Here is a 22896-nt window from a genome sequence, read left to right as displayed (position 1 = left end):
GTCAGTGCGCCTCCGCCCAGGAATGGCCGGTGCCGACCTCGACCGCGAGGGGCACGCGCAGCGTCGCGACGTTCTCCATGATGTCCTTCACGAGCGCGGAGGTGGCCTCCACCTCCGCCTTCGGCACCTCGAAGACCAGCTCGTCATGCACCTGCAGCAGCATGCGCGCCTTCAGTCCGGCCTCGGTCAAGGCGCGCGGCAGGCGCACCATGGCGCGCTTGATGATCTCCGCGGCGCCGCCCTGGAACGGGGCGTTGATCGCCGCCCGCTCGGCGCCGGCGCGACGGACCGGATCCTTGGTCGCGATCTCCGGGATCCAGAGCTTCCGGCCGAAGGGCGTGCGGACGAAGCCGTGGGTGCGGGCTTCCTCCTTGCAGCGTTCCATTTCCTGCCGGATGCCGGGATACTGGGCGAAATAGGCCTCGATGATCGCGCGCCCCTCGGCCGGAGGAATGCCGAGCCGGGCCGCGAGGCCGAAGGCCGACATGCCGTAGATGATGCCGAAGTTGATCGTCTTGGCGCGGCGGCGGGCTTCCTTGTCCACCTTCCCGGGGTCGAGGTGGAAGATCTCCGCGGCGGTCCGGGCATGGATGTCCTCGCCATGCGCGAAGGCTTCGCGCAGCGTCGGCACGTCCGCGAGGTGGGCGAGCAGGCGCAATTCGATCTGCGAGTAGTCGGCCGACAGCAACACGTTGCCGGGCTCCGCGACGAAGGCGCGCCGGATGCGCAGGCCTTCCTCCGACCGGACCGGGATGTTCTGCAGGTTCGGGTCGTTGGACGAAAGCCGCCCGGTGGAGGTTCCCGCCATGCCGTAGGAGGTGTGAACGCGCCGGTCGGCGGGATCGATCTGTGCCGCCAGCGCCTCGACGTAGGTGGACTTCAGCTTCGCGAGCTGCCGCCAGTCGAGCACCCGCGCGGCGAGCTCCACGCCCTGCGCCGAGAGGTCCTCGAGCACCGAGGCATCGGTCGAATAGGCGCCGGTCTTGCCCTTGCGGCCCCCGGACAGCTTCATCTCGTCGAACAGGATCTCCCCGAGTTGCTTCGGCGATCCCACGTTGAACTCGCGGCCGGCGAGGCGATGGATCTCGCGCTCGAGCACGACGAGGCGGGAGGCGAAATCCTCCCCGATACGGGCGAGCTCCGCGCCGTCCACCCGGATTCCGGCGGCTTCCATGCCCCGCAGCACGGTCACCATGCGGCGCTCGACCTGCTCGTACAGCGCCAGTGCGCCCTCCTCCCGCAGCCGCGGCTTCAGCAGCAGCCACAGGCGCAGCGTGACGTCCGCATCCTCGGCCGCATAGGCGGTCGCCCGGTCGAGCGGAACCAGGGAGAAGGGAATGCGCGCCTTCCCCGTGCCCGTCACCTCGTCGAACTTGATCGGCGCGTGATTGAGATGGAGCACGCTGAGCTCATCCATGCCCTGGCCGTGCTTTCCGGCGGCCATGGCGTAGGAGATCATCATCGTGTCGTCGATCGGCGCGATCGCGCCGAAGCCGCCATTCTCCTCGCGGGCGAAGACCTCCAGATCGTACTTCGCGTTCTGGAAGGCCTTCAGCACGGTCGGATCCTCGAGCAGCGGGCGGAGGATCGCGAAGGCGCGCTCGGGCGCGATCTGCACCGGGGCCGGACCGGACAGCATGTCGCCGGAATCGCCGTGGCGAATGGGGACGTAGCAGGCCTTGCCGGGGGCCGTGGCGATCGAGAAGCCCACCATCTTCGCGCGCCGGGCATCGAGGCTGTCGGTCTCGGTATCGATGCCGATGACGCCGGCCGCCTGTGCCTCCGCCACCCACCGGGCGAGGGCCTCCTCGGTCGTGACAGTCTCGTAGGGGCCGAAGGGCGCCGACAGATCGGGTGCCACCGGCCCCGGGGCCGGCGCATGGCGCAGCGCGGAGGGCGGCGCGCCCCGGCGCGGGGCCTCGTTGCCCTCGCCGAGCTTGCCCAGCCTGGCGAGCAGCGAACGGAAGCCCATCGCACGCAGGAAGGTCTCGAGCCGATGATCGACCGGTGGCCGCGCCACGAAGGCGGCGATCGGTTCGGGCAGCGGCGCATCGGCATCGAGGGCAACCAGCCGCTTCGAGATGCGCGCCATCTCCGCGTTGCCGATCAGCGCCTCGCGCCGCTTCGGCTGCTTGATCTTCTCCGCATTCGCCAGCAGCGATTCCAGGTCGCCGTATTCGTTGATGAGCTGCGCGGCGGTCTTGATGCCGATGCCCGGCACGCCCGGGACATTGTCGGTGGAATCGCCCGCCAGCGCCTGGACTTCGACCACCTTGTCCGGCGTGACGCCGAACTTCTCCAGCACCTCGGGCTCGCGGATCGGCTTCTGCTTGATCGGGTCGAGCAGCTGCACGCCCGGCCGGACCAGCTGCATCAGGTCCTTGTCGGAGGAGACGATGGTGACCTGGCCGGGCCCTTCGGCCAGGAAGGCCTTGGCATAGGCGGCGATCAGGTCGTCGGCCTCGAAGCCTTCCTGCTGCACCTTGGCCACGCCCAGCGCATCCGTGGCATCGCGGATCAGCGCGAACTGGGGGATCAGGTCCTCGGGCGGGTCGGGCCGGTGGGCCTTGTAGTCGGCATAGATCTCGTTGCGGAAATTCAGCCGCGCGGCGTCGAACACCACCGCCATGTGGGAGGCGGCATGCCGGGTGAGGAACTGGGACAGCATGGAGGTGAAGCCGTAGACGGCATTCACCGGCACGCCCTCCGGGTTCGTCATCGGCGGCAGCGCGTGATAGGCGCGGAAGATGTAGCCGGAGCCGTCCACCAGGATGAGGTGGCGCTCCCCGGGCTTCACCTCGGGCAGGGCCTCCGAAGCGGCGGCGGCCTCCGCCATGACAGTGCCCCTCGGCCGGCCGGCCTCGGGGGCCTTCGCGTCGTCAGTGTCCATGGTCCTCGCCTGCGCCCTCGGCGAGGACGTAGGTGATGGAGCAGTAGGGGCACGTGACCTCGCGGTCCTCGATGGTCATCCAGATGCGCGGATGGCCGAGCGCGCCCGGGGCCTCGCCGTCGCAGGCCACCTTGCGGGCATGCACCTCGACGCGCTGCTCGGGCGTTACGCCGTGCACGGGCTTCGGGGCATAGCCGGTCATCAGGGGGTCACGCATGACAAACCTCGTATCCTCAGGGCGCACCATAGTCGTCGCGGGCGTGGTGGACCAGCCTGGGGGCCGATACCATCTCGGGTGCGCATGGACAGCACGGATCAGCACCGGACGGGCGACGGCCCGCAGAGCGTGGCGCTCCGCTGCGCCTCGCCGCGCACCGCGTCGCCCGTCTTCCCCCCGGCGATCGGGCCGGCGCCCGGGCTGCCGCCCACCGCGGAGGCATCGGCCTTGAGGTCCGCCGGCGGCGCATGGATCCGGCGGCGCGCGCTCCTCGCCTCGCTGGCGCTGGCCGCCTGCGCTCCGGCCCGGGCGCCGATGGGCCCATCGGTGGTCGCCCCAGCCTTCGCCGATGACGCGCTGGTGATGTCCGACGGCGTCCGCCTGCCCTGCTATGGATGGCTCCCGCCAAGCCGGCCCAAGGCCGTGGTGGTCGGGCTGCACGGCATGAACGAACATGCCCGCGCCTTCGCGGAGGACGCGGCGGGCTGGTTCACCGCCGCGGGCGTGGCGCTGTACGCCTACGACCAGCGAGGCTTCGGCGGGTCCCCGAATCGCGGCATCTGGGCCGGGCATGAAACGATGGCGGCCGATGCCTCCGAGGCCGCGCGCATCATCCGCGCCCGCCATCCCGGCGTTCCGGTCGTCCTGATGGGGGAAAGCATGGGCGGCGCGGTGCTGCTCGTCGCCGGCACCTCCGCGCGGCGGCCGCCGGTCGACGGGTATGTGCTGCTTGCGCCGGCGGTGGTGGGCCGGGCGGCGCTGGGGTGGTTCGCCGCGGGCATGCTCGACGTGCTGGTCTCGCTAGTGCCGATGATGGGGTTCCAGAATTCGGCCCCCGGCTTCCAGCCGACGGACAACATGGCCGCCTGGCAGCGCTGGTCGCGCGATCCGCTGCTGATCCGCCACACCCGCGTCGACGCCCTGGCCGGGCTGGTGGACCTGATGGAAGCGGCGGTGAGGGCGGCGCCCGATTTCCATGCCCCGGCGCTGCTGCTTTACGGCGGGCGCGACCGGCTGGTGCCGGCGCGGCCGACCCGGCACCTGCTCGCCTCCCTGCCCGACCGCTCCGTGCAGCGGGTCGGCTACTACCCCGAGGGCTGGCACATGCTGCTGCGGGATACCCAGGGGCAGAACGTGGCCGGCGACATCACCGCCTGGGCGTGCGACCGCACCGCCCCGCTCCCGTCCGGCGCGGAGGACGCCGCGCGGCTCTGGCTTGCGGCGTGAACGACAGGCCGCCGCCCTTCCTCGGGCACGACGGCGCCATCACGCTCGTCGCCGCGCTGCTGCTGGCCGCGCTGACGCTCGGGATCGCGCCGGGACTGGCGGTCCTGGCGGTACGGCGCACCGCGCTCGGCGCGCCCGTGCTGCCCGACCGCGAGCCGGCCCGCATCCTCGTGCTGGGGCACCGGCTGGAAGCGGGCCAGGCGTCCCGTGAATTCGTCGCGCGGCTGTCGCGGGCGCTGGGACTTGCGCGACGCTGGCCGGGCCTGCGCGTGTTCGTGCTGGGCGGCGCCACCAGCCCGGGCGCGCCGACCGAGGCCGAGATCGGCCGGGCCTGGCTGGTCGCCCAGGGCCTCGACCCGGCCCGCATCGGGCTCGAGACACAGTCACGCCATACGCTCGAGAACCTGCGCAACCATCGCGAAGCCGGTCACGATTCCGGCAGCGAGGCCCTGGTCACAAGCCGCCTGCACCTGCATCGCGCGCTGCTGATGGCACGCAATCTCGGCCTCGCGCCGATGCCGGTCGCGGCGGAGGCGTCGCTGCAGCCCGACCTGCCGCGCCTGCTCGGCGAGGGCTTCATGGTGCATTGGTACCTGACCGGCCGCGCCCTGGCGCGCCTGCTGCGCCGTCGCGCCTGGCTCGCGCGCATCGGTTGATGCACCGCAAGTCCGGTGCATGATGCCGCGGCCAGGATGCGCGCGCCGCGCGGGCGCAGCGCGTCGCGGCGATGACGCAACGGGAAGCGGAGGAAACATGAAACGGCGCTCACTGCTCGGCATGGGGCCGGCGGCCGTCGCGCTCGCGGCGCTCGGCCTCGCGGGCTGCACGCGGCCCATCTACAATGTCAGCCAGCATCCCTTCATGCAGCCCGGCACGATCGCGAACCGGACGGCGCAGATCCAGCAGGCCGCCGCCGGGCTGGGGTGGGAGACGCAGGTGGTCCGCCCCGGCGTGATCCGCGCGACGCTGCACCTGCGTACCCATGTCGCGGTCACCGAGATCACCTACAACGAGCAGGTCTTCTCGATCATCTACGTCGACAGCACGAACCTGGACTACGACGGGACCAGCATCCACAAGAACTACAACGGCTGGATCCAGAACCTGGAACGCGCGATCAGCGTGCAGCCGACGGCGTGACGGAAGGCGCCGCCGGGGGGACCCTGGTCAGTCCGCCCGGCCGCAGCCGGTAGCCGAAGCGATGCGCGAGCGAGAGCATGCGGTAGGCCGCCTTGAAGGCGATCACCGGCATCTGGCGGTTCGAATTGGCGTGCACGTCGCCGGCGAGCAGGCTGATCAGGCCCTCGCGCATCCGGAAGCGGTTGCTCGGCGTCATGAACATGTCGCGCAGCACCGGGGTGTTGATGCGGTAGATCAGCCAGGACAGCGACCCGATCGCGCGCTTCACCTTGCGTTCGAAGGCGCGTGCCATGGCCGCGCCGCGCGCCCGGTCGTCGAGCCAGGTGTGCGCGACATCGGCGCCCATCTCGGCACTCGCCATGGCGAGCAGCACGCCCGAGGAGAAGACCGGGTCGATGAAGGCATAGGAATCGCCGGCCATCAGCCAGCCATCGCCCTGCATGACCTTCGAGGCGTAGGAGTAGTTGCCCGTCGTCGTCACCTCGGAGACGAGCCGCGCGCCCTCGATCCGGCGGGCGACCGACGGTACGGCGCGCAGCGTCGCGAGGAAGAACTCCTCGGCGCTGCCGCGGCGGCGCTTGAAGAAGGCCGGATTGCTGACGACGCCGATGCTCATCACCCCGCCGGTCAGCGGGATCATCCAGAACCATCCCTCGTCGAAGAGGTGGACGGTGATGTTGCCGTCCTCCTCGCCCGCGAAGGGCGCGACGCCTTGGAAATGGCCGTAGAGCGCGGCGGTGTTGTTGTGCGGGTTGCGCGCCTTGGTGCCCATGGTGCTCGCGAGGAAGGTGTCGCGGCCCGAGGCGTCGATGACGTAGCGCGCGCGGAAGGCGTGCATGGTGCCGTCCTCCGCCCGCGCCGTAATGCGGTGCCCTTCCTGCGCGTCGAGCGCGACGTCGAGCACGCGCATGCCTTCGCGCGCATCCGCACCGGCGGCGCGCGCGCGGGCGAACAGCACCTGGTCGAACTCGCTGCGGCGGACCTGGTAGGCGTAGGTGTAGTCCTGGTTGAGCCCCGCGGCGAAGGAGAAGGCGGTGTGCCCGCCGTGTTCGTCCGAGACGAAGCGCGCGCCCGGCTTGTACATGCCGATCGCCGCGATCTCCTCCTGCAGCCCCAGGCGTTCGAAGATCCGCAGGTTCAGCGGCAGCAGGCTCTCCCCGATGTGGAAGCGGGGATGGTGGTCCTTCTCCAGCAGCACGACGCGGCGGCCCTTCTCGGCGAGCAGCGTCGCGGCGGTGGACCCGGCCGGCCCGCCGCCGACGATCAGCACGTCGCAAAGGGTCTCGCCGGCGAGGGCGGCGGCGTCGAGCGGCATGGTGCCTAGGTCCCGCTGAGGTTCGGAGGTAAGGTGCTGCCTGCATTCCAGCCGGATTCCCGTGACCGAAGCAACCGCAGCGCCGCCGCCCCTGCCCCTCGGCACGGCCCTGCCGCCCCTGGCGCTCGCGATCGTGATCCCGGCCTACCAGGAAGGGGCGACCATCGCCGGCCTGGTCGCGCGCATGCGCGCCGTGGTGCCGGAGGTCCCGCCCCTGGTCGTCGACGACGGATCGACCGACGGGACGGCCGCTGAGGCCCGCGCGGCCGGCGCCGAGGTCCTCGCCCTGCCGAGCAACCAGGGGAAGGGGGCGGCGCTCCGCCAGGGGATGCGGGCGGCGCTCGCGGGCGGCGCCGACTACGTCGCGACGCTGGACGGGGACGGGCAGCACCGGCCGGAGGACCTGCCGCGCCTGCTGGCGCTGGCCCGGCCGGACCGCATCGTGATCGGATCCCGCCGGCGGGCAACCGGCCAGCCCGCGGCCCGGCGGCGGGCCAACCGGGTGGCGGATTTCTGGATCTCCTGGGCGGCGGGCCATGCGGTGGCGGACAGCCAGTCGGGCTTCCGGATATATCCCGCCGCGGCGCTGACGGCGCTCGATCGCTACGAGGGCCGGGCGCGGCGCTTCTCCTTCGAAAGCGAGATCCTGATCGACGCCGCGCGGGCCGGGATTACCACCGTCGCGGCCGACATCCCGGCGCTCTATGCCGGCACTCTGAAGCGCCCCAGTCATTTCCGACCCGTTGCGGATATTTCACGCATCGTGATGATGGTGGCCGGGAAGCTGCTGGCGCGCGGGATGGACCCGGCGGGGCTGCGTCGCGCCCTCGCAGGGCTCCGGCGGCTCGAGGAGGAGGGACGGAATGATGTTTCGCCGTGATGCGCTGCGCGGCTGCCTGCCGGCCCTGATCGCGGTCGGCGGCGGCATCGGCCTCGGCGCCTGCCGGGAGCAGCCGATCTACGAGAGCACCAACGGGCAGTTCCAGGGCCGCGCGAGCCTGCAGGAACGCGAGGCGCAGATCCGCCGTGCCGCCGCGTCCCAGTCCGGCTGGTCCGTGCAGTCGATGCGCCCGGGCCTGGTGCGCGCCAGCAATTCCTGGCGCAGCCACCAGATGACGGTCGACATCGCCTTCGACATCCGCACCTTCACGATCTCCTACGTGAACAGCGTGAACCTCGACTACGACGGGGCGCGCATCCACCAGGCGTACAACGACCGCGTGCGGGGGCTGGAACGGGCGATCATCCAGTACAGTGGCGCACCGGGCGGCCCGATCTCGAGCAGCGGCGGGCGCGGCGGCAGCGACGCGGTGCCGGTCTCGGGCGGCGTGGTCAGCCAGGAGTAGTGATCAGGCCATCCCGCCGTTGATCGAGATGGTCTGCCCCGTGATGTAGGCGGCGCGATCCGAACACAGGAAGGCGACGAGGTCGGCCACTTCCTCCGCGCGCCCCAGCCGCCGCGCGGGGACGATCTGCTTCACCGTCTCGGGCGGCACGGCGGCGGCGATGGCGGGGCTGTCGATCAGCCCGGGCGCGACCGCATTCACCGTCACGCCGCGCGGCGCGCATTCCAGCGACAGCGCGCGCACCGCCCCGATCAGCCCCGCCTTGGCCGCCGCGTAGTTCGCCTGGCCGCGATTGCCCATGATGGCCGAGACCGACGACATCGCGACGATCCGCCCCCGGCGCGTGCCCATCATCGGCAGCAGCAGCGGCCGCGCGACGTGGAAGAATCCGTCGAGCGAGACCGCCATGACGCGGCGCCACTGCGCTTCCGTCATCGCGGCCATCGGCACGTCCTCATGCGCGCCGGCATTGTGGACCAGCACCTGGATGGGGCCGGGTTCCAGCAGGCGCTCGCAGGCGGCGAGGCTCGCCGCGTGGTCGGCGATGTCGAAGGCGACGCTCTCGCCGCCGAGCTCCGCCGCCAGCGCCTCGGCGCGCGCGACATTGGCATGGGCATGGACGATGACGCGCAGCCCGTCGCGGGCGAGGGCGCGGCAGATCGCCTCCCCGATCGGGCTGCTGCCGCCGGTGACGAGGGCACGGATCATGCGAGGACCACCGTGGCGCGGCCGGCGAGCAGGCGGCGCCCACCGCCCTCGACCGCGAAGCCGTAGATGAAGCCGCGGCTTTCGCGCGCCAGCGCCGTGGCGCTGACGGCGAGGTCGCCTTGGATGTCGTCGAGCCGTTCGGCGCCGACCTCGACACCCGCCAGCGCGGCGAGGAAGCCCACGCCCTGCGGCCCGCCATCGGTCAGCGCACCATGCAGCGCCATCGCCTGCAGCGCGTATTCCAGGCCGCAGACCGCCGGCAGCACGCCGTCGCGGCGCAGTGGGTTCGATGCATCGCGATGCGTGGCGGACAGGCAGGCGATGCCATCCGCGTCGCAGGCCGTGACGCGGTCGAGCAGGCACATGCCGCCCTGGTGCGGAACGAGGCGCGCGATCGCCGCGCGCGTCGCGGGCAGGCTCACGCCGCCACCGCCACTGCGAGGCGCGTATCCTCGAGCATCGGCAGCCGGACCGTCCCGCCCCTGCCGCCGGCAAGCACCGCGAGCAGCGGCAGGGCGCGCGCGACCGGGTTGGCGTCGTGCAGCGCCGCGAGGCCATCGGGCAGGTCCGACGCCTCCGCGGCACTGTCCTCCTGCGCCAGGGTGATCCGCCCATGCGTGCCGCCCTCGGGCACCAGCACCAGCGCGAGGGCGAAGGACGCCGCGGTCGGCCGCAGCGCATCGAGCGGCGCGGGCAGCGGCACGTCATGCGCGACGAACAGCACCGGGCGCCGCGCCACCACCGCCTGCGCCGCGGCGTGCAGCAATCCCGTCCCCAGCACGCCGTCATGGCCGCCGAGGCTGACGGAGGGCCGCGCCGACCCCACCGCGATGCCCCAATAGCCCGCCGCCGCGTTGTGCACGGAATTGTGGAACTGCGTCGGGGAGATCGCGCCATCCGGCGTGTGCAGCGCCTCGAGGATCGAGGTGATGACATGGCCCTCGCCGTTCGAGCTGGCGAAGACGGTGTCGAGTTCCTCAGGCGGCAGGCCGCTGTCCTGCACCGCCTCGGTCGCCACGGCGAGGGCGAGGCGCACGGAGGGGCCGGTGCGGCGGCGCTCGGTGGCGGGCAGCAGGGTCGGGGCGGGCGGCGTCAGCGGCGCGGGCTCGTAGGGCACGGCACCCGCCAGCACGGCCGCGGAGGGCGCCCAGCCCATGAGCCCGGGGCCGAGCAGGCCGATCCCGGCGATGCCGACGGCGAGCGTCATGCGAGCCGCCCGATCACCAGCGCGCAATTGCTGCCGCCGAAGCCGAAGGAATTGGACAGCACGCGCGCCACCGGCGCGACGGCGTTGTCGACCGCGATGCGCGCGGTGAAGGCGGGGTCGGGCGCTGCGATGCCGAGGCAGCCGGGCACCAGCCCGTCCTCGACGCAGATGGCCGCGATCGCGGCTTCCAGCGCACCCGAGGCTCCAAGCGTGTGCCCGGTCCAGCCCTTGGTCGAGGAGCAGGGCACCGCATCGCCGAAGATACGCGCGATCGCGCGGTCCTCCATGGCGTCATTGGTGCGCGTGCCGGTGCCGTGCATGTTCACGTAATCGATCGCCTCCGGTCCGATGCCGGCGCTGTCGAGCGCGGCGCGCATGGCGGCGACCGCGCCATGGCCTTCCGGATGCGGGGAGGACATGTGGTGCCCATCCGACGACGCCCCCGCGCCGAGCAGGCCGAGCGCGCCCTGGTCGCCCGGCCCCGCGCGTTCCAGCAGGGCGAAGGCCGCGGCCTCCCCGATGCTGATGCCGTCGCGGTCCTCGGCGCAGGGCCGCGTCGGCCCCTTGGCCAGCAATTCGAGCGAGCCGAAGCCGTGCAACGTCAGCCGGCACAGCGTGTCCGCCCCGCCCACCACCGCGGCGTCGGCCAGCCCCGCCGCGATCAGCATCGCCGCATCGAGGAAGGCCCGCGCGCCCGAGGTGCAGGCCGTCGAGATCGACACGCAGGGCCCCTTCAGGCCGAGCCGCGCCCGGACGTAGCGCGGCAGCGCGTGCAGATCGTGGGTGCGGGCGAAGTCGTAGGGCGGCAGCGCGCCATCCGCGCCACGGCGCGACCAGGCCTGCTCCGTCTCCTCGATGCCGGAGGTCGAGGTGCCGAGCACCACGGCGATGCGGTCCGCGCCATGGCGCGCGGCGGCGTCGGCGACGGCGGCATCGAACCCGTCCTGCCGCAGCGCGAGTTCCGCAAGCCGTGTGTTGCGGCAGGCGAAGGCGGCCAAGGGCGCAGGGGGTTCGATCGCCTCGGCGTCCCGCACGCGGCCGATCCAGATGCCCTCGGGCATGCCGGGCAGGTCGCAGCGCGTCAGGCCGCCGGCGCGCGCCTGCAGCGCCTGGCGCGTGGCCACCAGGCCCACGCCCATGGCGCTGGTCGCGGTGATCGCGGAGAGGCGCAGCGGCAGCATGGACCTCACCTGGTCCCGGCCCGGCGCGGCGCCAGGGCGCAGGCGAGCAGGAAGGCCGAGGCGACGCCCACCGTCACGGTCAGCCCTGTGGCGTGCAGCACCGGCGTGGCGCAGAGCGCGAGCAGGCCGAAGGTGAGCAGCGTCGTGACCATGCAGCTGATGACCGAACCCAGGGCACGTGCGGCGTCCTCGGTGCTCTCCTCGCCGGAACGTGACATGAACAACGCATAGTCCATCCCCACGCCGGCCAACAAGAGCGCCGCCGTGAGGTGAAAGACCCCGATCCGTTCCCCCAGCGCAGCAAGGATGGCGAAGGTCAGCAGCAGCGCCCCCGCCAGGGACAGCGCGATGCGCAGCCCGCCGGTCAGGCCGCGGCCGGCGCCGAGCAGGACCAGCACCAGCAGCGCGCCGACCCCGCCCCATTTCAGCGCCTCCTTGATCCCCTGATCGAGCAGCGCCCCGGTCTCAGCCTTGAAATCGACCAGCAGCAGCCCCGGGACCGCCGCCGCGGCCGCGCGCAGCGCATCCATGTCGCGGATGCCGCTGGGCAGCAGCAGGGCGCGCCAGCCCTGCCCCTCCTGCCGCAGCAGAGGGGACAGGCGCGCGGCCAGCGTCGGCAGCGCCCCGAGATCCGCGGGCGTCAGCGGCGGCAGGCGGCGGGCGTCCTCGATCCCGTCGAGGAAGGGCTGGAACGCGGCGGCGCGGAACGGCAGCCCGTTGCGTGCGGCCTCGAGCCGCTGGGCCACCGTCGCGGCATCCGGCAGGGCCGCGATACGGATCCGCTGGGTCGCAACGCTCGGCAGGAAGCGCGCGGGGTGATCGATCGCCGCGACGGTGCCGGACGCCATCAGCCGCGCGGCGGTGGCCTCGGCCGCCCGCAGCGCACCCTCGGCATCAGGGGCGCGCAAGGCCAGCACGACACGGACATCGGGGGCGCCGACCTGGCCGCGCAGTTGTTCGTCCAGCGCCCGCACCGGCTCGGGCACGGGGCTGAGCGCGGCGAGGTCGCGTTCCATGCGCGGACCGCCCGCCAGCGCCAGCGCGACCGCCACGCCGGCCAGGAGCACCAGCACCGGACCGCGCCGGGCCGGCAGGCGCAGGAGCAGATGGGCGAGACGCTCGGGTAGCGGCCGCACGAACAGGCCTTCCGGCGGCAGCAAGGGTGGCAGCAGGAACCGGGTGGCGAGCGCGGCGCCGACCAACCCGGTCGCGGCGAACAGGCCCAGCTGCGCCAGGCCCGGGAAGCCGGAGGCCAGCATCGGCGTCAGCCCCGCCACGGCCGCCGCCGCCGCAAGGCGCAGCGTCGGCCAGATCCGACGCGCCGTCTCGCGCGGGGACTCCCCCGGCGCGCGGTTGGTCACCAGCAGCAGCGGGTAGTCGTCGCAGACGCCGAGCATGGTGATGCCGAAGCCGATCGCCGCGGCGTGCACATGGCCGAACACCGCGCCGACGACGAGGAGCGCCGCCAGCGTGCCCACCGAGAGCGGCAGCGCCACCACCGCCAGCATCATCGGCGACCGGTAGCGCCACAGCAGGAACGCCCCCACCAGCACGAGGGATAGTTTCGACACCAGCGCGACATCGGCACGCACCGTCGCGGCCGCCTCGGCCGCGAAGACGCCGGGGCCGGAGACCAGGAGCCGGGTTCCCGGGGGCGGTGCGGCAGCGTCATAGGCCTGGCGGATGGTCGCGACCGCCTGGGCCTGGGATTCCGTATCGAGGCCCGAGGCGCGGGTCTGGGCAACTAGCAGGGCGCGGCCATCGACCATCCAGACGCCGTTCTCGGTCGCGACGCGCGCCTCTCCGGCCCAGGCGCGCAGCATGGCGAGGAAGGCGCCGGTCGGGTCGGCGAAGGCGAAGCGGCGCACCAGCGGCGCCGCGGAGGACCGGAGCCCGTCCAGGACACCCTCGAGCGCACCGCGCAGCGCCGGCTCGGCGAAGGCCTCCGGCGTCGCGGCGGGGGACAGGGCGTAGCGATGGGCGAAGAGCACGGCGGCTTCCTCGTCGCCGACCACGGCGCTGCCATTCGCCACCAGGCTGAAGGCCCCCGATTCCACCATCGCGCGCGCCACGGATCGGGAGATGCGGGCGAGGTCGGCCGCGGGTGCCCCCTCGATGCCCGCGAGCAGCAGCGTCGTCGCGGCGCCGCTGCGCAGTTCCTGCAGCAGGAAGGCGGCCTCGGGCGTCGCGGGTTCGGGGAGGAAGTCGGCGATGTCGGCGCGCACCTCCACGACCCGCATGGCCAGCGCGAAGGCGCCGGCCAGCGCAGCGAGGACGAGCAGCAGGGCCGCGACGCGCTTCATCCGGCCCGGGCGGCGTCGCCGCGCCCTCGGGCCGCCACCCGGCCGGCCTGTCGCGGCCATGCCCTTGCGGCCGTCGCGGGCATCACGGCAGGCGCGTCGCCACCAGGCGGCTGCGGCCGTCGCTGCCCTGCGTCTCGACCGTGCTCATGAAGCCCTCTTCGCCCTCCAGCACGATACGCTGCACCGCCGCCCGCGCGCGGACCGACAGCGGCACGAGCAGCAGGCGCCAGCGCTGTGGCGTGCCGCTGAACGTCACCTCATGGTAGCGGCGCAGCGTGGCGAGGTCGCCCGCCAGCGTGGCGCGGAGGGCCTCGACCAGCGGACGGATCTCGGGGGCGGTATCGAGGGAGAGCGTCTCGCGGATGCCGCGCTCGGGGCGTTCGAGGGTCAGCGTGTCACCCTCGACGAGAAACAATTCGGGGGCGGGTTCGAGCGTCCGCTTCTCGAGCCGGTCGGGTGCCCGCCAGGACAGGAGGCCCCGCGAGGTCAGCGGGCGGTCGAGCTCCGGGAGGTCCTTGTCCTCGACGAAGCTGGCCCGCACTTCCCGCACCGCGGCGAGGCGCGCCATCACCGCGGCGACCGGATCGGGCGCCTGCGCCGCGAGCGGCAGGACCAGCGCCGCGCGGCGCGGGACGGACGGGGGGACGAAGCGCCCCCCGTGCCGCGCCATGGTCAGGCCGCCGCGCGGATCGCCGCGGCCTTCACGTCATCGCCGACCGCGCCGGCGAAGGTCGCGAAGTTCTTCTCGAACAGCCCGACGAGCCGCGCGGCGGTGCGGTCGTAGGCGGCCTTGTCGGCCCAGGCCTCGCGCGGGTTCAGCAGTTCGGACGGAATGCCCGGCACGGCCTTGGGCATCATCAGGCCGAAGAAGGGATCCTGGACGAACTCGACCTTCGCGAGCGAGCCGTCGAGCGCGGCGCGCAGCAGCCCGCGCGTCACCTTGATCGGCATGCGCGAGCCCGTGCCGTAGGCGCCGCCCGACCAGCCGGTGTTGACCAGCCAGCAATCCGCACCGTGCTTCGCGATCAGGTCCGCGAGCATCCGCCCGTAGACCTCCGGATGGCGCGGCAGGAAAGGCGCACCGAAGCAGGTGGAGAAAGTCGCCTGCGGTTCCTTGCCGAGGCCCTTCTCGGTGCCCGCGACGCGCGCCGTGTAGCCGGACAGGAAGTGGTACATCGCCTGCGCGGCCGAGAGCTTGCTGATCGGCGGCAGCACGCCGAAGGCATCGGCCGTCAGCATGACCACGTTCTTCGGCAGGCCGGCCGTGCCCTTCTCCACCACGTTCGGGATGTAGTGGATCGGGTAGCAGGACCGCGTGTTCTCGGTCAGCGCATTGTCATCGAGGTCGAGATGGCCGTCGGCATCGGCCACCACGTTCTCGAGCACGGTGCCGAAGCGGTGGGAGGCGGCCCAGATCTGCGGCTCGGCGTCCTGCGACAGCTTGATGACCTTGGCGTAGCAGCCGCCTTCGAAGTTGAAGACGCCGGTGTCCGACCAGCCATGCTCGTCATCGCCGATCAGCGCGCGCTCGGGGTCGGAGGACAGCGTCGTCTTGCCGGTGCCCGACAGGCCGAAGAACAGCGCGACATCGCCCTTGCCACCGACATTGGCGCTGCAATGCATCGGCAGCACGCCACGTTCCGGCAGCAGCCAGTTCATGACGGTGAAGATGCTCTTCTTGATCTCGCCCGCGTAGGAGGTGCCGGCGATGACGATGGTGCGGGTCGCGAGCGACAGCGCGATCACCGTGCCGGTGCGGCAGCCGTCGTCGCCGGGATCGGCCTCGAATTCCGGGGCGTGCAGGATGGTCCAGTCCGCCGCGAAATCCGGAAGGTCGGCCTTCGCCGGGCGGATGAACATGTTGCGCGCGAACAGCGCGTGCCAGGCGTTCGTCGTGACCAGGCGCACGCGGATGCGGTGCGCGGGGTCAGCGCCGGCATGCAGGTCCTGGGTGAACAGTTCCGCCTTCTGGCCGAGCCAGGCGCGGACCTTCGTCAGCAGGCCCGAGAACTTGTCGGCCGGCAGGGGCTGGTTGACCTTGCCCCACCAGACGGCCTCGCGCGTCGCGGGCTCGTCCACCACGAACTTGTCCTGGACGGACCGGCCGGTGTGCTGGCCGGTCACCGCGATGAAGGCGCCGTCCGCCGACAGCCGGCCTTCCCCGCGGCGCAGGGCGTTCGCGACCAGGGCGGGGGCGGTCAGGTTGGCATGGACCTCGCCGCTGGCGGAAACGCCGGTACCGGCAAGCGCGGTGGTAGGGGAAGTCATGCGGAACGGCTCTCCTGAGCGTCACAAGGCGGCGTGCACCAACGCCATTTCCGCGACATGGGCGGCAGAATTGCGGCAGGGCCGCCCCTAGCCGGGCGGCGCCAACCGCGCCCTTCCCTCCCGCGCCGCACGGATCAGCGCCGTACGCACACCGTCCGCATCGCTTAACGGCGCTAAGAAGGCAAGACGAACTGTTCGGTTACCTTCGGACAGGTCGCAGCCATCCACATCCACCGCCACCAGCCGCCAGGAGCCCGGCCCGGCACCGAGCAGCCCGTTCGCGATCGCCTCGACCGCATCCGCGTGGTCCGCATTCACATGCGCAACGATGTCGGCCTCGGCGGCGGCGATGGCCGCGACCGCGGCGGAGTCGGGGGCCAGTTCCGCGGCCTTGATGCGTTCCGCGCGGGCAAAACCGCCGACGTGCAAGGCCCCGCCGAGCCGGACCCGCCACAGGCCGAAATCGGCGAAATCCGCATACAGCGCCGCATAGGGATGGCGGGCCAGCCACCGGGCCTTGAGCGGCGCGACGTCCCCCTCCGGCACCCGTTCGGCGAGGCCGGTCACAGTGACGCGAGGCGCCGTCTGCGGATTGGGCCCCTCGGCGACGCCGGAGAACAGCAGGGCGCAACGTGGTTCGGCCGCGAGGTGGCGCGTATGCTCGGACAGCGTCGACAGCCACAGCAGCGGGGACAGGTCCGGCGCCGGGGCCGGGGTGACGAGGCTTGCGAAGGGCTGCCCGCCCGCGCCGGTGGCCAGCGTCGCCGATATCGCGCCGCGAATCAGTCCGCGGGCCTCCCGGATCCCCTGTTCCGACGCCATCTCTGCCCTCGGCCCGTCTCGTGCCACAATCGGCCGCGAAATTGTGACGACATCGGTCGCGGCGCAACCGCGATCCCCAGGACCCGGAAACCCGAACCCGACATGCCCCAGACCATCGCCCTCGTGGATGACGACCGCAACATCCTGACCAGCGTGCAGATGACGCTCGAGCAGGAGGGCTACACCGTGCGCACCTACACGGATGGCGAGAGCGCCCTGCAGGGCCTGATGGCGCGCCCGGCGGACCTCGCCGTGCTCGACATCAAGATGCCGCGCATGGACGGGATGGAACTGCTGCAGCGCCTGCGCCAGCGGTCCAACATGCCGGTGGTCTTCCTGACGTCGAAGGACGAGGAGGTGGACGAGCTGATGGGCCTGCGCCTCGGCGCCGACGACTACATCACCAAGCCCTTCAGCCAGCGCCTGCTGCTCGAGCGCATCCGCGCCCTGCTCCGCCGCAACGAGGCCTCGCGCGCCGAAGGCTCGGGCGCGCCCCCGGGCGGCGTCATCTCCCGCGGCGACCTGGTGCTGGACGAGACCAAGCACACCTGCGTCTGGAAGGGCGGCCAGGTGCAGCTGACGGTCACCGAATTCCTGCTGGTCAAGGCGCTCGCCATCCGCCCCGGCATGGTCAAGAACCGCGACCAGCTGATCGACGCCGCCTATGGCGAGAACATTTACGTCGACGACCGCACCATCGACAGCCACGTGAAGCGCATCCGCAAGAAGTTCCGCCAGGTGGATGGCGAGTTCGACCAGATCGAGACGCTCTACGGCATCGGCTACCGCTACAAGGAAGCCTGATCGGCGGTGCAGGAGGAAACGATGACGGCGGCAGCAGCGGCCCGCGCGGATGCCTGACGGCTCGGCACGCCGTCCCGCGCCGCTGCGCGCGGAGGCGCCGGCCGAACCGCGCCCGCGGCGCTTCTCGCCGCTGCTGCGTCGCATCCTCCTGGTCAACGCGGTGCCTCCGGCGCTGCTCGCCGCGGCGCTGCTCTACCTCGACCAGTACCAGAACGGCCTGCTCGCAGCGGAGGTCGAGGCGCTGCGGACCCAGGCGCGGATCTACGCCGGCGCGATCGCCGAGGCCGCGGTGCGGGTCGACGGCGACCGCGCCATCCTGGTGCCGGAGGCCGCCAGGCCGCTGCTGCGCCGCCTGGTCGAACCGTCCCCGAACACCCAGGCGCGCCTGTTCGACAATACCGGCCTGATGGTCGCCGACAGCCGCGTGCGCGAGGGTCCCGGCGGCGCCGTCGTGACCGAGCCCCTGCCGCCGCCCGAACCGCGCGGCGCGCTCTCGACCACCGTGGGCGAGGTCTATGACCGGCTCTCCGGTGTGCTGCCCTCGGGGCTGCGCAGCACCGGGGTGGGCAGCGGCGTGTCGGTCGATGTCGGCCCGAATGCGCCGGATTTCGACTGGCAGCCCGACCTCGGCCCCGACCGGCGCGAGGAGCTGCGGCTCGCCCTCGAAGGCGGCGTGCGGCCCTACATCCGGCGGACCGGGGATGGGCGGCTGCTGGTCTCGGTCGCCGAGCCGGCGCGGCGCGGCGGGCAGAGCATCGGCATCGTGCTGCTGACGCGCGATGCGCGCGAGGTGGATACGCGGCTGTTCGAGATCCGCGTCTCCGTCCTGATGCTCTTCGCCACCGCGCTGGTGCTGACGGTGATGCTGTCCTTCTACCTCGCGCGCACCATCGCGACGCCGATGCTCGACCTCGCGCGCGCCACGCAACGCATGCGCGAAGGCGAGGGCCGCGAGGAATCGGTGCCCGAGCCCCTGATGGCACGCGACGACGAGATCGGCGTGCTGGCGCGCGACCTGCAGAATTCCGCCCGCGCGCTCTGGGCGCGCATCGATGCCAACGAACGCTTCGCCGCCGATGTCGCGCATGAACTGCGCAACCCGCTGACCAGCGTGCGCAGCGCGCTCGAGACGCTGCGCCGCGTCGAGAACCCGAACAGCCGCAACCGGCTGCTCGACATCATCGCCGAGGATGCGGTGCGGATGGACCGGCTGATCGGCGACATCAGCGACTCCTCCCGCGTCGACGCGGAACTGTCGCGCACCGTCTCCACCCCGGTCGACATCGCGCCGATCCTCTCGGCGCTATCCGAACTGCACCAGGCGACGCGCAAGGAGGACGACGCCATCGTCGTCCTCGAAGCCCCGCCGGGCCCGATGGTGGTGCGCGGCGTCGAAGGCCGCATCGTGCAGGTCTTCCGCAACCTGCTGGGCAACGCGATCTCCTTCAGCCCGGAGAAGGGCCATGTCTGGGTGAAGGCGCGCCTGACGGGCGCCCTCGCCGAGGTCGCGATCGAGGACGAAGGCCCCGGCATCCCCGAGCAGAAGCTCGAGAGCATCTTCGAGCGCTTCTACTCCGAACGCCCCCGCGGCGAGCGCTTCGGCCAGCATTCCGGCCTCGGCCTGTCCATCAGCAAGCAGATCGTCGAGGGGCTGCGCGGGACCATCACGGCGGAGAACCGGCGGCGGGCCGATGGCAGCGTGGCGGGCGCGCGCTTCGTGGTGCGCCTGCCGGTGGGCTGAGGCTCCCCCTCGCATCGCGTCCCGGATGGCGGCATACAGGCCCCCATGAGCACGTCCCTAACCGCCGACTACCTCATCTCCCATCGCGGCCGGGCCGAGGATCTTGGCGCCTGGGTCGTGGGCGCCGCCTTCGGGCGCGGCGGCCGGTCCTGCGCCTTCGCGCTGGGCGACGGCACCGTGCGCCTCGCGGCCATCGAGGGCGACTGGGCCGGTGTCGCCGCGCATGACGGCGCCTGCCTCGCCATCGCGCCGGACTGCAAGGACGGGGTGATCACCGGCGGCGACGACGGGCGGCTGATGCGCATCGCCCCCGACGCCACCGCGACCGAGGTCGCGACATACGGCAGCCGCTGGGTCGACCAGGTCGCGAGCCATGAATCCGGCCTGCGCGCCGCGGCGGTGGGCAAGGCGGTGCACCTGCTCGACGGCAAGGGGGCGGCGTTGAAGTCCCTCGCGCACCCGTCCACGGTCACCGGCATCGCCTTCGACCCGAAGGGCAAGCGCCTCGCCGCCTCCCACTACAACGGCGCCTCGCTGTGGTTCGTCGCGGCGAAGGAAAGTTCGCCCCGGCTGCTCGAATGGAAGGGCAGCCACACGGGCGTCCTCATCAGCCCGGACGGGACGCATGTCGTGACCTCCATGCAGGAGAACACGCTGCATGGCTGGCGCCTGGCGGATGGCCAGCACATGCGGATGGCCGGCTATCCGTCGAAGACGAAGTCGATGGGCTTCACCGCCAAGGGGCGCTGGCTCGCGACCGCCGGGGCGGATTGCGTCGTGCTCTGGCCCTTCTTCGGCGGCGGGCCGATGGGCAAGGCGCCGACCGAGCTCGCGGGCGGGGACGGCGTGCTCTGCACGATGGTCGCCTGCCACCCGCAGCAGGAGGTCGTGGCCGCGGGCTTCGGCGACGGGCTGGTGCTGATCGCCGAGGTCGCCTCGGGCCGCGTCGTGCCGGTTGCCCCGCCGGGCGGTTCGGCGGTTTCGGCCCTCGCCTGGAACGATGCCGGCACGCACCTCGCCTTCGGCACCGAGGCCGGCGGCGCGGGCCTGGTGGACCTGTCGAAGCGATGAGCGCGCCGATCCTCGAGACGCCGCGCCTGCGCGTCCCGCGCATCGGGCTGGGCACCTGGACGCTGCGCGGGGCGGAGGCGCAACAGGCCGTCGAGACCGCCATCGGCCTCGGCTACCGGCACATCGACACCGCGGCGATGTATGGCAACGAGGATGCGGTCGGCGCCGGCATCGCGGCCTCGGGCGTGCGGCGGGGGGAGATCTTCCTCACCACCAAGGTGTGGTGGACGGAACTCGCCCCCGAAGCGCTGCGCGCCTCGGCCGAGGCATCGCTGAAGCGGCTCGGCATGCGCTATGCGGACCTGATCCTGATCCACTGGCCGGCGGTCGACATGGATCTGCCGGCGGCCCTCGGCGCGCTGGCGAAGCTGCAGCAGGACGGGCTGGCGCGCGCCGTCGGCGTGTCGAACTTCCCGCCCGGGCTGCTGGAACGGGCGATCGCACTCGGCATCGCACCCCTCGCGGCGCTGCAGGTCGAGGCGCATGTCTATCTCTGGCAGGACCGCCTCGCCGCGCTCTGCCGCCGGCACGGCCTCGCCCTGACGGCCTACGCGCCCATCGCGAAGGCGCAGGTGAATGACGACCCGGTGATGCGCGCCATCGCCACGAAATACGGGGCCAGCCCGGTGCAGATCGCCCTCGCCTGGTTGCTGGCGCAGGACGGGGTCGTCGCCATCCCGAAATCGGGCCGGCCGGAGGGGCAGCGGGAGAACCTCGCCGCGGCCGCGATCCGGCTCGATGCCGAGGACCTCGCGGCCATCGCCCGGCTGCCGAAGGACCGCCGCCTGGTGAATCCCTCCTTTGCCCCCGATTGGGACGCCTGACGGTCGGTCGCAGGAAGCTCTCGCCGCGCCGCCCGACGGGCAGCATCGCACCCGCGCGATTGTCCCAGCCCCGGATCGGGACCGTTTGGGCGCGGAGGGACCCGACTTTTCAAACAGATGGAGCGCCGCGGCCCATCGGGCGCCCCGGGGGTGGCAAGCCCCCGCCCGCCCATGCTTGATTGCCGCCCGACCAGACCAGGAGTGAAGACCATGGCCGCACCCGAGGACGAGGACGAGGACTTCGATCTCGGCATCAGCCTCGAGTCCGTCGCCGCCATCGTGGACGCCGCCCGCGCAGTGCAGGAGGGCGAGGAAAGCGGCGCCCTCGCGCGCGAGGAGGAGGACGAGGAAGGCCTCGACGCCGAGGACGACGAGAACATGGATGAGGACGCGCTGCGCGCCTTCATCAACGATCTGAACGAGGACGAGCAGGCCTCCCTGATCGCGCTCGCCTGGATCGGGCGCGGCGACTACTCGGCCGAGGACTGGGAAGAGGCCCGCACCCTGGCGCGCGAGCGCAACGTGCGCGACCCCGCGGACTACCTGCTCGGCATCGACATGCTCGGCGACATGCTGGAGGAAGGCCTGGACGAACTGGGCCTGTCGCTCGAGGACGAGGAGTGAGGGTGACGCTCCGCCGTCTCGTCCTGCTGCTGCCGATCCTGCTGCTGCCCGGATGCTCGGCGCGGGATTCCGCCGTGGCCGAGGACGGGCGGGAACGCCTGGTCGGCCTGCGCGCGGACGATCTGCGCCTGTGCGCCGGCGTGCCGAACCTGACGGCGAATTCCGCGGGCGGGGAGTTCTGGACCTATGACCGCTCCCCGCCGGCCTCGGGCGTGTCCGCGCCGGTGCCGGTGATCGGCGGGTCGCTGTCGGTGTCGGCCGGGTCGACCTGCCGCGTCACCTTCCAGCTGGTGGACGGCAAGGTGACGCGGATCGGGTATTCGGCGGCCTCGGACCTGCCGATGTCGCAGAATTCCGCCTGCGCCCCGGTGGTGCAGGGCTGCCTTCGGCTCGTCGAGCAGGGCGCCGTCAGGCCGGAATAGGGCCCGCGGGCAGGTTCGCGATCTCGCGGATCAGCTTGCGCTTCACGGCGACGCCGAAGCTCTCGAAATCCTCGGCGACGATCATGAAGGAGCCGTCGCCGCCGATGACGTTCTCCCGGTAGTAGTCGTCGAGCGGCACCGGCGGCAGGCGTCCGAAGGTCGGACGGTCGTTCACGATGGGCAGGCCGTTGATGACGATGCCCTCGGCCACCGCCGCGTCGCGTTCGCGATCCGCGGGCGGACCCGAATTGTTCACGCCGTCGCCCGAGACGTCGATCACCTTGCGCGTCGCCTCCCACGGGCAATCGGCCAGGACCTGGCGGGCGTGGCGGATGGCACCCGAGATCGAGGTCCAGGACAGCGCGACGCGCGGCGCGCTCGCGAGTTCCGCGGCCCAGCCATCGGCATCGGCCTGGTTCGCGATGCGCCGCCAGGGGATGACGGTGCGCTGGTACTCGATGCCGGCCCATTCGACATAGGCGATGCCGATCGAGCCCGTCATGCCGCCACGGATGGCCGCGACGACCACGGGATCGGCGACGGCAAGCCGATAGCCTTCCCGCTGGAGCCGCGCCTCGTCCTCGTCGATCGAGCGCGACACGTCCACGGCCAGAACCAGGGAAACATCCACCGCATCCTGGGCCCGGGCGGGCCGGATGGCCGGGACCGCGGCAACGCCCGCGGCAGCGAGAAGGATCCTGCGACGCATCGGTACCTCCTCGTGACGATTCGGAAGGTTGCGCGCGTCCCCGGGGGGATTCAACTCAAACGTGCGGTGGATCCGGG

Annotated in this window: 23 protein-coding genes; 11 read left to right on the top strand and 12 right to left on the bottom strand. The window is 72.3% G+C overall.

All coding sequences use genetic code 11. From position 1 onward, the window contains the following. Position 1: 1 nt before the first annotated feature. Complete coding sequence (gene polA / locus GWK16_RS08725; protein WP_170053809.1) at positions 2-2836, bottom strand: DNA polymerase I; 2835 nt, start codon at positions 2834-2836, stop codon at positions 2-4. A gap of 43 nt (positions 2837-2879) precedes the next feature. Further along, the gene (locus tag GWK16_RS08720; protein ID WP_170053532.1) at positions 2880-3107 is read right to left on the bottom strand and encodes a zinc-finger domain-containing protein; all 228 of its coding nucleotides are present in this window, start codon (positions 3105-3107) and stop codon (positions 2880-2882) included. 84 nt (positions 3108-3191) lie between these two features. Here GWK16_RS08720 and GWK16_RS08715 point away from each other — a divergent pair, with 84 nt between their 5' ends. The 3 genes from GWK16_RS08715 (at position 3192) to GWK16_RS08705 (ending at position 5474) form a co-directional block, all read left to right on the top strand. Next, on the top strand, positions 3192-4334 hold the full coding sequence (locus GWK16_RS08715; protein WP_170053531.1) for an alpha/beta hydrolase: 1143 nt from the start codon (positions 3192-3194) through the stop codon (positions 4332-4334). Next, a complete protein-coding gene (locus GWK16_RS08710) occupies positions 4331-4990 on the top strand; it encodes a YdcF family protein (RefSeq protein ID WP_211187203.1) in 660 nt (219 codons plus the stop codon). The genes GWK16_RS08715 and GWK16_RS08710 overlap by 4 nt, the downstream gene beginning before the upstream one ends. Before the next feature lie 97 nt (positions 4991-5087). Then, complete coding sequence (locus tag GWK16_RS08705; RefSeq protein ID WP_170053530.1) at positions 5088-5474, top strand: hypothetical protein; 387 nt, start codon at positions 5088-5090, stop codon at positions 5472-5474. On the opposite strand, the gene GWK16_RS08700 is transcribed toward GWK16_RS08705, so the two are convergent. Then, positions 5452-6789: an NAD(P)/FAD-dependent oxidoreductase gene (locus GWK16_RS08700; RefSeq protein WP_170053529.1), complete on the bottom strand. Its 1338-nt coding sequence runs from the start codon at positions 6787-6789 to the stop codon at positions 5452-5454. The two genes, GWK16_RS08705 and GWK16_RS08700, sit on opposite strands and share 23 nt — an antisense overlap. A 61-nt stretch (positions 6790-6850) precedes the next feature. Between GWK16_RS08700 and GWK16_RS08695 the strand changes: the two genes are divergently transcribed. Continuing rightward, positions 6851-7669, top strand: coding sequence for a glycosyltransferase family 2 protein (locus GWK16_RS08695; protein WP_211187202.1), 819 nt, complete (start codon positions 6851-6853; stop codon positions 7667-7669). Continuing rightward, the gene (locus GWK16_RS08690; RefSeq protein WP_170053528.1) at positions 7653-8135 is read left to right on the top strand and encodes a hypothetical protein; all 483 of its coding nucleotides are present in this window, start codon (positions 7653-7655) and stop codon (positions 8133-8135) included. The genes GWK16_RS08695 and GWK16_RS08690 overlap by 17 nt, the downstream gene beginning before the upstream one ends. Positions 8136-8138: 3 nt before the next feature. Here the strand turns inward: GWK16_RS08690 and fabG are convergent, their stop codons facing one another. From fabG to GWK16_RS08650, 8 genes are all read right to left on the bottom strand, one after another. Then, positions 8139-8843 (bottom strand): 3-oxoacyl-ACP reductase FabG, encoded by a 705-nt coding sequence (gene fabG, locus GWK16_RS08685; RefSeq protein WP_168042057.1) that lies wholly within the window; start codon positions 8841-8843, stop codon positions 8139-8141. Then, on the bottom strand, positions 8840-9265 hold the full coding sequence (locus GWK16_RS08680; RefSeq protein ID WP_211187201.1) for a phosphotransferase: 426 nt from the start codon (positions 9263-9265) through the stop codon (positions 8840-8842). Before GWK16_RS08680 ends, fabG begins: the two co-directional genes overlap by 4 nt. Continuing rightward, positions 9262-10050 carry a beta-ketoacyl synthase chain length factor gene (locus GWK16_RS08675; protein ID WP_170053527.1) on the bottom strand — a complete coding sequence of 263 codons (789 nt, stop codon included), beginning with the start codon at positions 10048-10050 and terminating at the stop codon, positions 9262-9264. The genes GWK16_RS08680 and GWK16_RS08675 overlap by 4 nt, the downstream gene beginning before the upstream one ends. Continuing rightward, positions 10047-11231: a beta-ketoacyl-ACP synthase gene (locus GWK16_RS08670; RefSeq protein ID WP_170053526.1), complete on the bottom strand. Its 1185-nt coding sequence runs from the start codon at positions 11229-11231 to the stop codon at positions 10047-10049. The genes GWK16_RS08675 and GWK16_RS08670 overlap by 4 nt, the downstream gene beginning before the upstream one ends. Before the next feature lie 5 nt (positions 11232-11236). Beyond that, positions 11237-13534 carry an MMPL family transporter gene (locus GWK16_RS08665; RefSeq protein ID WP_170053525.1) on the bottom strand — a complete coding sequence of 766 codons (2298 nt, stop codon included), beginning with the start codon at positions 13532-13534 and terminating at the stop codon, positions 11237-11239. Positions 13535-13616: 82 nt separating this feature from the next. Beyond that, the gene (locus tag GWK16_RS08660; protein ID WP_170053524.1) at positions 13617-14204 is read right to left on the bottom strand and encodes a LolA family protein; all 588 of its coding nucleotides are present in this window, start codon (positions 14202-14204) and stop codon (positions 13617-13619) included. 2 nt (positions 14205-14206) lie between these two features. Next, positions 14207-15802 carry a phosphoenolpyruvate carboxykinase gene (locus tag GWK16_RS08655; protein WP_170053523.1) on the bottom strand — a complete coding sequence of 532 codons (1596 nt, stop codon included), beginning with the start codon at positions 15800-15802 and terminating at the stop codon, positions 14207-14209. 87 nt (positions 15803-15889) lie between these two features. Beyond that, complete coding sequence (locus tag GWK16_RS08650; RefSeq protein WP_170053522.1) at positions 15890-16624, bottom strand: HugZ family pyridoxamine 5'-phosphate oxidase; 735 nt, start codon at positions 16622-16624, stop codon at positions 15890-15892. 102 nt (positions 16625-16726) lie between these two features. On the opposite strand from GWK16_RS08650, the gene GWK16_RS08645 reads away from it, so the two are divergent. From GWK16_RS08645 to GWK16_RS08620, 6 genes are all read left to right on the top strand, one after another. Next, positions 16727-17428, top strand: a complete 702-nt coding sequence (locus tag GWK16_RS08645; RefSeq protein ID WP_168042050.1) for a response regulator transcription factor — start codon at positions 16727-16729, stop codon at positions 17426-17428. A gap of 49 nt (positions 17429-17477) precedes the next feature. Next, the gene (locus tag GWK16_RS08640) at positions 17478-19169 is read left to right on the top strand and encodes a stimulus-sensing domain-containing protein (protein ID WP_170053521.1); all 1692 of its coding nucleotides are present in this window, start codon (positions 17478-17480) and stop codon (positions 19167-19169) included. Positions 19170-19214: 45 nt separating this feature from the next. Next, positions 19215-20240, top strand: a complete 1026-nt coding sequence (locus tag GWK16_RS08635) for a WD40 repeat domain-containing protein (protein ID WP_170053520.1) — start codon at positions 19215-19217, stop codon at positions 20238-20240. Beyond that, positions 20237-21064: an aldo/keto reductase gene (locus tag GWK16_RS08630; RefSeq protein WP_170053519.1), complete on the top strand. Its 828-nt coding sequence runs from the start codon at positions 20237-20239 to the stop codon at positions 21062-21064. The genes GWK16_RS08635 and GWK16_RS08630 overlap by 4 nt, the downstream gene beginning before the upstream one ends. A gap of 210 nt (positions 21065-21274) precedes the next feature. Then, positions 21275-21688, top strand: coding sequence for a DUF3775 domain-containing protein (locus GWK16_RS08625; protein WP_170053518.1), 414 nt, complete (start codon positions 21275-21277; stop codon positions 21686-21688). A gap of 2 nt (positions 21689-21690) precedes the next feature. Next, positions 21691-22110, top strand: a complete 420-nt coding sequence (locus GWK16_RS08620) for a hypothetical protein (protein ID WP_170053517.1) — start codon at positions 21691-21693, stop codon at positions 22108-22110. On the opposite strand, the gene GWK16_RS08615 is transcribed toward GWK16_RS08620, so the two are convergent. Next, entirely contained in the window at positions 22097-22819 is a 723-nt protein-coding gene (locus tag GWK16_RS08615; RefSeq protein ID WP_170053516.1) for a DUF1194 domain-containing protein, read from the bottom strand. The genes GWK16_RS08620 and GWK16_RS08615 overlap by 14 nt on opposite strands. Positions 22820-22896: the final 77 nt, after the last annotated feature.

Origin of the sequence: Neoroseomonas marina (assembly GCF_012927745.1) — a bacterium.
GTDB classification, from domain to species: domain Bacteria; phylum Pseudomonadota; class Alphaproteobacteria; order Acetobacterales; family Acetobacteraceae; genus Neoroseomonas; species Neoroseomonas marina.
This window is presented reverse-complemented; position numbering and strand designations above follow the sequence as displayed.

What these genes read in the sequence shown, in the direction of transcription:
- GWK16_RS08665 (WP_170053525.1), bottom strand. Translation starts at nt 13,534, where the DNA reads ATGAAGCGCGTCGCGGCCCTGCTGCTCGTCCTCGCTGCGCTGGCCGGC.
- GWK16_RS08640 (WP_170053521.1), top strand. Translation starts at nt 17,478, where the DNA reads ATGCCTGACGGCTCGGCACGCCGTCCCGCGCCGCTGCGCGCGGAGGCG.
- GWK16_RS08635 (WP_170053520.1), top strand. Translation starts at nt 19,215, where the DNA reads ATGAGCACGTCCCTAACCGCCGACTACCTCATCTCCCATCGCGGCCGG.
- GWK16_RS08655 (WP_170053523.1), bottom strand. Translation starts at nt 15,802, where the DNA reads ATGACTTCCCCTACCACCGCGCTTGCCGGTACCGGCGTTTCCGCCAGC.
- GWK16_RS08690 (WP_170053528.1), top strand. Translation starts at nt 7,653, where the DNA reads ATGATGTTTCGCCGTGATGCGCTGCGCGGCTGCCTGCCGGCCCTGATC.
- polA (WP_170053809.1), bottom strand. Translation starts at nt 2,836, where the DNA reads ATGGCGGAGGCCGCCGCCGCTTCGGAGGCCCTGCCCGAGGTGAAGCCC.
- fabG (WP_168042057.1), bottom strand. Translation starts at nt 8,843, where the DNA reads ATGATCCGTGCCCTCGTCACCGGCGGCAGCAGCCCGATCGGGGAGGCG.
- GWK16_RS08615 (WP_170053516.1), bottom strand. Translation starts at nt 22,819, where the DNA reads ATGCGTCGCAGGATCCTTCTCGCTGCCGCGGGCGTTGCCGCGGTCCCG.
- GWK16_RS08700 (WP_170053529.1), bottom strand. Translation starts at nt 6,789, where the DNA reads ATGCCGCTCGACGCCGCCGCCCTCGCCGGCGAGACCCTTTGCGACGTG.
- GWK16_RS08650 (WP_170053522.1), bottom strand. Translation starts at nt 16,624, where the DNA reads ATGGCGTCGGAACAGGGGATCCGGGAGGCCCGCGGACTGATTCGCGGC.
- GWK16_RS08715 (WP_170053531.1), top strand. Translation starts at nt 3,192, where the DNA reads ATGGACAGCACGGATCAGCACCGGACGGGCGACGGCCCGCAGAGCGTG.
- GWK16_RS08660 (WP_170053524.1), bottom strand. Translation starts at nt 14,204, where the DNA reads ATGGCGCGGCACGGGGGGCGCTTCGTCCCCCCGTCCGTCCCGCGCCGC.
- GWK16_RS08670 (WP_170053526.1), bottom strand. Translation starts at nt 11,231, where the DNA reads ATGCTGCCGCTGCGCCTCTCCGCGATCACCGCGACCAGCGCCATGGGC.
- GWK16_RS08645 (WP_168042050.1), top strand. Translation starts at nt 16,727, where the DNA reads ATGCCCCAGACCATCGCCCTCGTGGATGACGACCGCAACATCCTGACC.
- GWK16_RS08705 (WP_170053530.1), top strand. Translation starts at nt 5,088, where the DNA reads ATGAAACGGCGCTCACTGCTCGGCATGGGGCCGGCGGCCGTCGCGCTC.
- GWK16_RS08675 (WP_170053527.1), bottom strand. Translation starts at nt 10,050, where the DNA reads ATGACGCTCGCCGTCGGCATCGCCGGGATCGGCCTGCTCGGCCCCGGG.
- GWK16_RS08720 (WP_170053532.1), bottom strand. Translation starts at nt 3,107, where the DNA reads ATGCGTGACCCCCTGATGACCGGCTATGCCCCGAAGCCCGTGCACGGC.
- GWK16_RS08630 (WP_170053519.1), top strand. Translation starts at nt 20,237, where the DNA reads ATGAGCGCGCCGATCCTCGAGACGCCGCGCCTGCGCGTCCCGCGCATC.
- GWK16_RS08625 (WP_170053518.1), top strand. Translation starts at nt 21,275, where the DNA reads ATGGCCGCACCCGAGGACGAGGACGAGGACTTCGATCTCGGCATCAGC.